This window comes from Pseudoalteromonas arctica (assembly GCF_012927645.1).
In the GTDB taxonomy this organism is placed as follows: Bacteria; Pseudomonadota; Gammaproteobacteria; order Enterobacterales; family Alteromonadaceae; genus Pseudoalteromonas; species Pseudoalteromonas arctica_A.
This window is the reverse complement of sequence record NZ_JABBMT010000022.1, coordinates 50,190-61,924: the sequence shown is the minus strand read 5'-3', so window position 1 is coordinate 61,924 and position 11,735 is coordinate 50,190. Positions and strand designations below refer to the sequence as shown.

Annotated in this window: 7 protein-coding genes and 1 pseudogene; 6 read left to right on the top strand and 2 right to left on the bottom strand. The window is 39.9% G+C overall.

Features of this window, described 5'->3' with window-relative positions; all coding sequences use genetic code 11:
- Positions 1-117: 117 nt before the first annotated feature.
- The 6 genes and pseudogenes from HHO47_RS13510 to HHO47_RS13485 all read left to right on the top strand — a co-directional run.
- Positions 118-327 (top strand): annotated as a pseudogene (locus tag HHO47_RS13510) (ferritin-like domain-containing protein); the annotation flags it as partial.
- A 409-nt stretch (positions 328-736) separates the two neighbouring features.
- Positions 737-3,556 (top strand): TonB-dependent receptor, encoded by a 2,820-nt coding sequence (locus HHO47_RS13505; RefSeq protein ID WP_169020766.1) that lies wholly within the window; start codon positions 737-739, stop codon positions 3,554-3,556.
- A gap of 45 nt (positions 3,557-3,601) precedes the next feature.
- Positions 3,602-4,933, top strand: coding sequence for a DUF5690 family protein (locus tag HHO47_RS13500; protein ID WP_248291008.1), 1,332 nt, complete (start codon positions 3,602-3,604; stop codon positions 4,931-4,933).
- On the top strand, positions 4,930-5,739 hold the full coding sequence (gene phnX / locus HHO47_RS13495; RefSeq protein WP_169020765.1) for a phosphonoacetaldehyde hydrolase: 810 nt from the start codon (positions 4,930-4,932) through the stop codon (positions 5,737-5,739). The genes HHO47_RS13500 and phnX overlap by 4 nt, the downstream gene beginning before the upstream one ends.
- Positions 5,739-7,133 (top strand): FAD-dependent oxidoreductase, encoded by a 1,395-nt coding sequence (locus HHO47_RS13490; RefSeq protein ID WP_169020764.1) that lies wholly within the window; start codon positions 5,739-5,741, stop codon positions 7,131-7,133. Before phnX ends, HHO47_RS13490 begins: the two co-directional genes overlap by 1 nt.
- Positions 7,134-7,463: 330 nt before the next feature.
- Complete coding sequence (locus HHO47_RS13485) at positions 7,464-8,147, top strand: GntR family transcriptional regulator (protein WP_169020763.1); 684 nt, start codon at positions 7,464-7,466, stop codon at positions 8,145-8,147.
- A 34-nt stretch (positions 8,148-8,181) separates the two neighbouring features.
- Here HHO47_RS13485 and phnW read toward each other — a convergent pair whose 3' ends face one another.
- On the bottom strand, positions 8,182-9,279 hold the full coding sequence (gene phnW / locus HHO47_RS13480) for a 2-aminoethylphosphonate--pyruvate transaminase (protein ID WP_169020762.1): 1,098 nt from the start codon (positions 9,277-9,279) through the stop codon (positions 8,182-8,184).
- Positions 9,280-9,512: 233 nt separating this feature from the next.
- The gene (locus tag HHO47_RS13475; RefSeq protein ID WP_169020761.1) at positions 9,513-11,582 is read right to left on the bottom strand and encodes an alkaline phosphatase family protein; all 2,070 of its coding nucleotides are present in this window, start codon (positions 11,580-11,582) and stop codon (positions 9,513-9,515) included.
- Positions 11,583-11,735 lie beyond the last annotated feature (153 nt).

Sequence of the window (11,735 nt, the reverse complement as noted above, 5' to 3'; positions counted from 1 at the left end):
ATTATATATTTACCAGACAAAATTCCTATCGTTGCCAATTTGGAAGCGCGCAATCAAACCATCATTGATTGTTTAGGTGAACAGTATCAGAAAATTTATTCTTAAAGTGGGTGCGGAAGATCGGATACATCTTTAATTACTAAGTTTAGTTCTGATAACGATCAGACCTATATTAAGGAGCTTGAAGAAGTGGAAGACAAAACCTTAGAAGAAATTAAAACTGCCATGAAAAAACCACAGCCGCATGATTGTGAAACCGTCCTGTCTAAAGTATTACTTACAATGCAAAGCTGTCATACTGAAATGAGCCGCATGCAAAAGCAATAATTAAACTCGTTAAGTCAAAGCCCAGTCTTAGCACTGGGCTTTTTTATGCTATAAGCCATATAAATCTTATTTTTTATAACAAAATAAAGCAGTACATTTCAAGAACGGTTAATTGATCTAGAGCAAATAGCTACGAACCACGCTATGTTTGCTGCTAATTATGAAATAGCTTCACTGCAAATTTTTGCAGACGAAAACAGTACCCATCAAATTTTAATGACAGTAATGAATAACATAAAAAACTATGAAGATTAGCCAATAGCACTGACGTCGAATTAAACGCGCTAAAAAGGACTATTCAGTCCTTTTTATACAAAAACTTTGTTTCGTCACATCTTTGTAAACTTTCATCTCTATCATTAGTGCTACCCACACTGGTCTAGACCAGAAACAAACTAAGGTGAAACTAATGATGAAACGAAATGCAATAGCAACAGCTATCTTACTGTGTACCAGTACGTTATTTGTTACCCATAATGCCGTAGCTCAAGATGCCGTTTTTATAGGCTCAGTGAAAGATACCCAATCACAATTATCCGGAGCGTTAATTTCCATTGTTGGTACCGATAAAAGTACTGTTACTAACTATCAAGGACAATTTGAACTGCCGCAACTTGATGCCGGAAACTATCAACTAAAAGTCTCTTATTTGGGTTATCAGCCTTATTTTATTGACCTCACCATTGCTGAGGGTGAAATACAAAAACTACAACCAATCACCCTGTTTGCAGCCAAAGATGACAACACAATTGAAGAAGTTATTGCTCTAGGGCAAATTCAGCGCGGTGAAATGGCTGCTGCAAATAACCAAAAAAATGCCAAAAGTATAAAAAATATCATCTCCGCAGATGGTATTGGCAAACTACCAGATAGAAATGCAGCGGAAGCAGTACAACGTATTCCAGGCGTTTCTATAGAGCGCGACCAAGGCGAAGGACGATTTGTTGCTGTACGTGGTTTACCTGCTCAATGGAGTTCAGCAAGTATTAATGGTGACCGATTACCAACAGCAGAAGAAGAAACTACCAGTCGAGCTACAGCTTTTGACTTTTTCCCTAGCGAACTTATTGAGTTTGTTGAAGTATCTAAAGCATTAACCCCAGATATGGAAGGCGATGCTATTGGCGGTAATGTTAATTTCATTACTAAAAAAGCCCCTGACGATTTCGTGCTTAACACTAACTTTGCTATTGGCCAAAATGAGCTAGCTGGCGGTACTAACTATTCGGCTAATGTGCTTTATGGGGATCGTTTACTTGATGATAAGTTGGGCTTTTTAATCAATGCTACGGCGTGGCAACGTGATTGGGCAACTGATAACTTTGAACCTCGTCGTGGTGATGACGGCATCGGGGTTCACCGTCTTGAACTGCGCGATTATACAGGAACACGCGAAACATACGGCCTAAATGGCGCTGTTGAATATCAACTCGACCAAGGTACAATCAGTGCAACTGCGATGTATGGTTCTTTAGTGGATGATGAAACCCACTATAAACACCGCATGCGCTTCGACAAAGACCGTGCTGAAGTACAACACATTCGTAATGAGTTAATTACCGAAATGACCGGCTTTGAGTTTGCTGGAGAACATTATTTTGGCTATGACAAAACCCTTAATTGGAAACTCTCTAGTTACGAGAATGAATTTCGTTATGGTAATACACCCAATGGTGAAGATAACAGTTATTTTGTTGTACGATTTGATCAAAAAAACGTAGGTTATCAAGGCTTAGAGGATAGAAACACCGGTAAAAATTACGCCTACAATACAATTGATGGCGGCAACGATCCTTGGAATGCAATGAGTAATCACTTACCCAGTGATTTCTCATTTGATCCTGATAAAACACAACTTTCATGGGTGCAGCTGTATAAAGTGTTTGTCAACGAAAAAGATAAAATAGTCGCAAGTACTGATTTTGAATGGCAGTTAGATAATGACCTTACCTTAAAAGTGGGTGCCAAGTATCGTGATAAAGAACGAGTTGCGCGTTTCAGTGATGAATTTTATGCATGGGATGAAGCCAATTATGGCCCAGCCCCAACTTTAAGTGATTTCACTTTAGCAGACCAACCTGGGCGAAGTGACTATTTAGATAAGCTTCCTATCGACTACCAAAGCCAACTTTCGCAAGTCGCCTCAACTGATGATTTAGCGCAATTTTGGAATATGAATAAAGACAAGTTTATCCTTGATAAAAGTGAATCCGCATTAATTGAAAATGGCGGCGCGTTGGGTCGCAACTTTGATGTAAGCGAACAGCATACCTCACTTTATGGTATGGCTACCTATACTATAAATTCGCAATGGGAAATGCTTGGCGGTTTACGCCTCACCCAAACAGACACAAACGTAGATGGTTACATTTATCTTGCTGATGAAAATCGTGTCGAGCCAAGTAGTGCTAAAAATGATTACTTATCAGTGCTCCCTGCCCTACATGTAACGTATCACAGTACTGAACAAACAAATTATCGCCTTGCATTAACGCGCTCGTTTTCACGTCCTGACTTTGGTTCCTTAACACCAGGGGCAACTTACTTAGAAGCCGAAAATGAACTGGTAACTGGTAACCCTGAGCTTAATCCCACCTACTCAAATAATATTGATTTAATGGCTGAGCACTTTTTTGAACGTGTTGGTTTAGTGTCAGCGGGATTTTTTTATAAAGACATTAGCGATCCAATTTTCCAAAGTAGCACGATTGGCGACTTTGGCAGTAACAGTGGTGTAAATATCATTCGCCCAGAAAATGGTGAAAGTGCATGGCTGGCAGGCATTGAAATGGCATTTAATCGGGATTTAGGTTTTGTCACACCAGCCCTTGAAAACTTTGGTGTGATGGCGAATGCGACTTTTATGGATTCACAAATGAGCATTCCGAATCGTGACGATAAAGTTGCTATTCCACGCCAAGCTGACAGCCTTTACAACTTTACCTTATATTATGACGATACTTTTTTTGCTGCCCGAATTGCCGTTAACTACAAAGGCGAATACATTGAAGAACATGGTAGCAACTCGCAATCAGATAGCTATTATGGCGATAACACCAGTGTTGATTTTACCACGTCATATCAACTTAACGAAAATGCACTCGTTTATCTTGAATTAAACAACCTCACTAACGAACCACTCAAATATTACTTAGGAGATGAAAGCCGTCCCCTACAAGTCGAATATTACGGTGTCCGTGGTATGGTTGGCATTAATTACCAATTTTGATCCCTTTAGAATTACGCGAGGCGTAAGCCTCGCAAAGGATAAACTATGTTTTCACAACATAAATGGCTACAACGTGCACACGGCTTAGGATTTGTATTATTTGCAGCAAGCGCCGCGTTTATGACTTATTTTTGCATGTACGCATTTCGTAAGCCTTTTACCGCTAACAGTTATACCGAATTCGATGATCCTAGTTGGCAAGTTAGCTTTAAAATTGCCCTCATTCTAGCGCAAGTATTTGGCTACTTATGCGCTAAATTTATCGGCGTTAAAGTCATAGCTGAAATGCGCCACCAACAGCGTGGCTTAGCCATTATTGGCATGATTGCAGCGGCTGAGTTATCACTTATTTTATTTGCCATCACTCCGGTGGGCTTAAATGTGGTGTGGCTATTTTTTAATGGCTTATCCCTTGGCATGATCTGGGGCATTGTATTTAGCTTTTTAGAAGGTAGACGGACGTCTGAGGTACTCGGCGCAATTCTAAGTGTTACGTTTATTTTGGCATCCGGTTTAGTAAGAAGTGTTGGTAAGTGGTTAATAGATAATCTTAACGTCGCAGAACTTTGGATGCCTGCGGCTACCGGCGCACTCTTTTTACCACTTTTATTACTCAGTGTTAAATGCTTAACCATGTTACCTGCGCCAACGGCAGCAGATCAGCAGGCTCGACAACAGCGCTTACCAATGAATGGTAAAGCCCGCTGGCAATTTTTTAAACAGTACTGGTTTGGTATTAGCTGTTTAATTCTAAGCTTTTTACTGTTCACTGGCTTTCGAGATTTTCGTGATAATTTTGCAGCAGAAATTTGGCAAGCTCTGGGCTATGGGCAAGAACCAGCTATTTTTGCATACGCAGGTATTCGCATGGCGTTAATTGTGTTGATCGCGCTTGGTGCTATGGTATTAGTTAAAAATAATAAAACTGCTTTTTATGTTAATCATGGTTTTATTTTATTTGGTGCATGCATATTCGTTGGCAGTACACTGGCGTTTGAAAATCAATTACTTAACCCGAAAGCGTGGATGGTACTACTAGGTGCAGGCCTCTATATTAGTTATATTCCTTACAATTGCTTTTTATTTGACAGAATGATCTCTGCCGTAGGCTCAACTGCCAATGCTGGCTTTTTAATTTACTTAGCCGACTCTGCTGGTTATTTAGGCTCAGTGAGTATTTTACTTTATCGTACGTTTGTGATGCCTGAGATCAGCTGGCTTAGCTTTTTTATCAGTGCTTCTTATTGGGTAGGCTGTATCGCCGCATTGCTCGTGATGTGTTCACTTACCTATTTTGTACTACGCTTATCCCCTTTTAAACCCTCTCACAGGTCATTACCTGTGTCACCATCATCTTTAATAAGAGAAAAAATATGAAACACTTAGAAGCACTCATCTTAGATTGGGCTGGAACCGTTGTTGATCATGGCTCTGTAGCACCGACCACTATTTTTGTTGAAGCGTTTAAAAGCGCATTTAATTTTGATATTACACTTGCTCAAGCGCGTATTCCTATGGGAATGGGTAAATGGGATCATATCGCAACTTTAGGTAAGTTGCCTGAAATAGACAGTCGCTGGCAAGCACAATTTGGGGCACCAATGAGCGATGAGCAAATAGATCATATTTATAATACCTTTATGCCCTTACAAAAAGCCAAAGTCGCTGAACGAGCAATGCCAATCGCTGGCGTATTAGCTGTTATAAAACGTTTGCAAGAACAAGGTATGAAAATTGGCAGCTGCTCAGGTTACCCTCGCCAAGTAATGGATGTGCTTGAAGTTGCCGCAGCTGAATATGGCTATAAACCCGATCACAGTGTTGCCAGTGACGAATTGGCCGCAGGCTCTCGTCCAGGTCCCTGGATGGCACTTGAAAATGTCAATGCATTAGCGATCAAAAGGGTTGCACACTGTGTGAAAGTGGATGATTCAGCACCGGGTATTGTTGAAGGGTTAAACGCAGGAATGTGGACAGTCGGTGTTGCCCTAAGTGGCAATGCAGTAGGCCTTACAGAGCAACAATGGGATGCTTGTACAACACAAGAACAAACTGAATTAGCACGTGACGCTTACCAGCAATTACATCAAGCCGGTGCTCATTACGTGATTAACTCTTTAGCTGACATTGAGCCTGTTTTAATTGAAATTGACGCAAAGCTAGCCCAAGGAGGACGTCCTTAATGTCCTACCAACCTTTTTGGTTTGATAAGGCCCTTGATGAGGAAGAAGCCACTGCGCTTCTTCCAAAACTACCACCAAACCATCACACGGATATTTGTATTATCGGTGGCGGCTTTACTGGGTTATGGACTGCAATTCAAATAAAGCAACAGCAACCTACTAAAAATGTCACCATTATTGAGCAAGATCTTTGCGGCCAAGGAGCATCAGGACGTAACGGTGGTGCAATGCTTACATGGTCCACCAAATTGCCTAGTTTAATTAAACTTGTGGGATTAGAGAATGCGCTGTTTTTAGCCAAAGAGTCAGAACAAGCTGTGCATAGTATTAAACAGTTCACCAAAGAACATGCTATTGATTGTGATTGCCGTGTAGATGGATGCTTTTACACGGCATCAAATTTAGCGCAACAAGGTTTACTACAACCGAGTATGCACAGCCTAACGCTACATAATGCTAACAACTGGCAAGTCTGTGATAAACAGCAACTACTAGAAACGGGCTCTGCAGCCAATCTTAGTGGTTATTACAGCCCACACGGTGGCAGTATACAGCCAGCAAAACTGGTTCGTGGCTTAAAAAAAGTCGCTGAGAAACTTCAGGTTACTATCATCGAGCAATGTGCTTATAAAACACATAGCGGGCAAGAGCCAATCAACATTGATACAACGCAAGGTCAACTAAATGCACAGTCAATGATTTTTGCAGTCAATGCATGGTTGCCTAGTTTACAAAAACAATTTGCCAAAAAAGTGGTGCTAGTATCAAGTGATATGGCAATCACTCCACCGCTGCCGGAGTTACTAAAAAGAAGGAAGTTAACTCATGGCGCCCCCGTTATTGATTCACGTATTTTTGTTAATTACTACCGCACCACATCTGATCATCGCTTAATGCTAGGTAAAGGAGGTAATTACTTCAGCTTTGCCAATAAGGTCTCAGCGAAGTTTGATGAACCAAGCCGGTATAGCGACTTACTGCAGTATTCTTTGCGACACTTTTTCCAAACTGATGATGTTCCTATCGAACGTACATGGACGGGACCATCTGATAGAAGTGTTAGTGGCTTTCCATTTTTTGGTCAGTTTAATGATGGTAGCCCCGTTTATTATGGCAGTGGCTATTCTGGCAACGGCATTGTGCAATCGTATTTAGGCGGTAAAATTCTCGCAAGTTTAGTGCTTGGCAGTGATCCACAGTGGAGCAAATGCGGCCTCGTAAATACTCCAATTGCTAATTTCCCTAGTGAGCCATTTCGCAGTATTGGAGCATACACCATTCGAAATGCTATTCGCCGTAAAGAGCGTACGGAAGATAGAAACCAACAGCCATATAAACTAGATATTATGTTAGCCAAACTCAGTGGCAGTGCAGCTAAAGTTGATATTAAATAGTGAATGATCGCCATGCAGGTGATTGCTCCTATTGGCTTTTTAAAATTAAGATTTGTTCAATCCAGGTTGAACCTTCGAGCAGCGCGTGTTTAACATTGATGCGGCGTTATATACCCAAAACATGCGCTGCACGAGCTAAACAGGGAGCAATAAGGTAATTCACTAACCCTAGAGCAAAGCACATTACAACTGATACTAATTTTGAGAATACAATTTTACATATTGGCTTACTCACCTGCATGACGATTTAAGCACCAGATAAACGATTTTCCCTTATATTTTTCATCTACATAAGCTAAGCTGATTACTTACCTTTATAAGAGCTACGCTATGTTGTTATTTCAAGAGATCCGAAATTATATTCATCAATTACTTGCTGATCAGAGCATTGCCGCAGGAGATAAACTGCCATCAGAGCGGGCCTTACAAGAGCAATTTAGCTCAACGAGGATCACCGTACGAGAAGCGCTACTGCGCCTAGAAGCTGAAGGCTTAATATACAGCCAAAAACGCCGGGGTTGGTTTGTTACTCCCGCTAAATTAAAGTGGCACCCAGCAACAAAAGTAAATTTTTATGAATTGGCTAAACAACAAGGGTTTAAAGCTGACACTTTGGTTATAGATTTAACGATCAAAGCAAATTTCAGCGACAGCGGTATAAACGCGCCAAGTCTATATCATTTACAACGTGTTCGAAGTCTCGATAATCGTGCGGTAATGTATGAAGATATTTATTGTGATACACAACGTTTTGAGCAATTAGAGTCTCACAGTTTAAATGGTTCCATTACCGATATCATGGCAACTCAATACAATACCGTAGTTTGCAAGGAAAATAGTGTTATTAGTGTTACTGTATTACCCGATCACGTTGCTATCAAGCTTGAAAAAAACAGCGGCACACCTTGTTTAAAAATCATTAGAAAACGCTACGATGAATGCCACGCATTGGTCGATAACAACATTGAATATTGGTTACATAATGCGATAGAGATGATAGTTGATGGTCAATAAGGGGGCTCAGTTAATATCTGAGCCTTAAAGTGCTTTATTTTAGCCAATAGCAACATGTTGCAATGGCCGTTAATAAACCTTGTATATCTTTTTCAAACACATGACCAATATTGCCAATTCTAAAACAGTCTGCCTCGGACACTTTACCCGGATAAATCACAAAGCCTTGCTGCTTAAGTGCATGATAAAATTTCTTAAATTGATAACCAGGATCCTCTGGTGAATAGAAGGAAGTGATTATTGGTGAATGTAATTCATCATCCAGTAAAGTATTAAAGCCTAGCTCTCGCATACCTTTAACTAAAAGCTGTTGATTTTCTTGGTAACGAATGGCGCGTGCTGCGATCCCACCTTCTTCTTTTAACTCAAGTAAGGCTTGATAAAATGCGCGCACGACATGAGTTGGTGAAGTAAAGCGCCATTTCCCCCCTTGAGTTTGCATACAATGCCACTGTGCATATAAGTCCAGCGACAGTGACCGCGCAACCCCTTTTGCTGCAACAATTAATGCTTGTTTACACACCACAAACCCAAAACCAGGGACTCCTTGAATACATTTATTAGAGGAGCTGATCATCACATCAACATGCAGTTGAGCCAAATCGAACTCGATGCCTCCAAAGCTGCTCATCGCATCAAGAATAAACACTTTGTTATGACTTTTAACTAATTCACCCACATGTTGCACGGGGTTTAACATGCCCGTGGTTGTTTCGCAGTGAACCATAGCAACATGAGTAATACTTGGATCAGTATCGAGGATATCGCTGATCTGTTGTAATACAGGCTGCTCTGTTTCAGGGTAATTTAAGCTATGGTAATCAATATTTAAATAATCGGCAATTTCTGTCATTCTTTGCCCATATGCACCATTATTAATAATCAATAATTTATCATTGGTAGTCACTAAACTACCCAGTGCTGATTCAACGCTTGCTGTTCCGCTTCCCTGCATTAACACGCAAGTGTACTGCTCACTTTTGGTAGCTAAACTTACCAATTGTTTGCGAATAGACTCTACAATATCGTGATTATAGTCATCATCCCACGTACACCAATCTTTAAGCATGGCACTTTTAACGGTTGCAGACGTTGTTAATGGTCCTGGGGTTAATAATAAATAGTCATTCATGGTTATCTCCAATAGCCTCTGGTCTAGTCCAGCTATTATTCATTATATTAACTTATTGCAACAGTGAAGCTTTTATTACACCGCTTATGTCCGTCATGAAAGCGACAGCTGCTATTTTATTAAATTAATACACGCTGTTTTGGCTGCAACTTTTCTATTAAAACAATTAGCAGTTGAAAATAAGAAATTAAACAGCGATTTAAGTCTCCTTAAACCGCTGAAGAATATACTACCTACAAAATAACCCTTTGCTGTAAAGTTGCTAGTGAACGAGCCTCACTGGCAACTAATGCGTGGTTAAAAAACAATAGATCAGCAACTGAAATATCTAGCTTAGTATTTAATAAGTTATAATTTCCCTCTCCCCCCTCTCCAATATTAACTGGGAACTCAGAAGCAATTGACTTCACATTTGGCGCAGCCACTTGCGCCATTTGAAAACCAAATGTTTCATCATTTATATACAAGCGAATCTCACCTATCACTAGATCATAGGCGACTATTACATACATCCATTGATTATGAACATAAGGCAAAGTGACATCAGCTCTACCTGAACCATCTCCAATGTTAAATTTCATAGTGTTATTAGTAGCTGACAGCGTAAAGCCTGGATTAAAACCACTCTGCCAATTTTTATTAGATATAATATTTGGATCACTGCTTATGTTGCCATTTACTTTTAGCCAGAAACCAAACGAACCCTGCAAATTACTCTCTAAAGGGATTGGCGCTGATAAATAGCCATTTTGTCTATTGATATTAATAGCTTGTCCGGTATTAAATGGACCGGAGTCAAATGTCGCTAACGGTTCGTTACCGGCAATATAGTCAAAAGGTGTAACGACTGCATCAAATGAAGCATGTAGCAGCGCTTTTTTTAGAATTGAACTAATTGGAACATATTCACCCAAGCTAAAATTAGCGATTGATGTTAAACCATTTCCTGTATCGGGAACAACCTTGTAAACAATACGTTTAGTCCCTTTACCCACTGTATCAATAGAAACTAAATCATCGTAAAATTGATCAGAGGCTGCCACTTGTGCAATCTTTACATCATCGCGATACAGGGTCACTGTTTCGACCTCTTTCGCTACTCGCCAATTAAGTGTGATCATTGCCTCATCTGATCGATGTTGCTTAATTTGAATAAAGGTATTTTTTACACCCACCTTGCCAATTAACGACGGGCTAGAAAACTGTTGCTCTGGCTTGATTTGATACCCTAAAAAACTCAGCGTTGTTGGTGTAATAGCGGTAATACCGGGGTAACCCATTAACGCATTTTGTTCCTCATCAGCGAGGTTCAACTGCGTATCGTTGTTGGCAAATAATTCATTCATTAACTCTGGCTTATTTGTACCTATAAGTGATGTTCTTTCTACAACACTATCACCACCATGCCCCCCTTTTTTTACATGACCATGATCAGAGACAATCATCACCAACCAATTTTCGTTGAAGCTAAGTTCTCGATCTTCAATTGCATCAAGAATACGTCCAAGGTGCACATCTGTTTCTTTTAACGTTTGCTCATAAGCTTCACACCAACCACAAGCATGTCCGGCACCATCAATTTCATCTAAATGTGTGAAAATAAAGTCTAAATTAGAATCGGGATCAGTTAACTCACCAACTAACCTCGTTGTAATAAATGTATCTAAAGAAGTATTTTCAGGACGTTGTGAGCCAACGACTTGCTGTTTAACGTAAGGCATATCATTTTTAATATGTCCTTGATTGATAGGAGACCATGCAACATAGCTTGCCATGTCAATAGTGTTATCTTCATTATAGAGATGTGCAAAAATACTAGCCGATATTGTAGCTTGATTATTATTTGACGCAACACCATGCCCATCGATCCATTGCCCCGTCAAAATTGATGACCACGAAGGACCAGAGTAAGTAGCTTGGTGACTATGGCTACCAAGGTAACCACCATTAAACGCTTTACTAATAGTTAATCTAGAAAAGTTTTCTAGTCTTGGTTCATTAAGTTCTGAGTTATCTATGTCATCAACATAATCATACATCAACCCATCGATCCCTAAAACCAAAACTTTTTTTACTGGTTCGTCGGTTTCAATTGCTATTACCTCATCGGTTTCAATTGCTATTACCTCATCGGTTTCAATTGCTATTACCTCGTCGGTTTCAATTGCTATTACCTCGTCGGTTTCAATTGCTATTTCTTCATATTTAGCTGTATTGTTATCATTACAACCAAGCAATGATAAGGTCGCAATACTGCAAAGGCTTATAACTGCCAGCTTAAATGGAGCGGTTCTAATATTCATACATATCCTTAATTTAAGTTACTTAATCTGGTATAGACCAGATTAAGTATTGGCATAAAAAATGATAGCTTGAGGTAATTAAGTTGACATTTCGGTGACAAAACTTAAAAGCGGTACTGTTTTATTGAATTAATTATCAAAAAAAGGGCCAAA

Coding starts and splice junctions, on each gene's coding strand:
- HHO47_RS13505 (WP_169020766.1), top strand. CDS start 737: ATGATGAAACGAAATGCAATAGCAACAGCTATCTTACTGTGTACCAGT.
- HHO47_RS13490 (WP_169020764.1), top strand. CDS start 5,739: ATGTCCTACCAACCTTTTTGGTTTGATAAGGCCCTTGATGAGGAAGAA.
- HHO47_RS13500 (WP_248291008.1), top strand. CDS start 3,602: ATGTTTTCACAACATAAATGGCTACAACGTGCACACGGCTTAGGATTT.
- HHO47_RS13485 (WP_169020763.1), top strand. CDS start 7,464: ATGTTGTTATTTCAAGAGATCCGAAATTATATTCATCAATTACTTGCT.
- phnW (WP_169020762.1), bottom strand. CDS start 9,279: ATGAATGACTATTTATTATTAACCCCAGGACCATTAACAACGTCTGCA.
- HHO47_RS13475 (WP_169020761.1), bottom strand. CDS start 11,582: ATGAATATTAGAACCGCTCCATTTAAGCTGGCAGTTATAAGCCTTTGC.
- phnX (WP_169020765.1), top strand. CDS start 4,930: ATGAAACACTTAGAAGCACTCATCTTAGATTGGGCTGGAACCGTTGTT.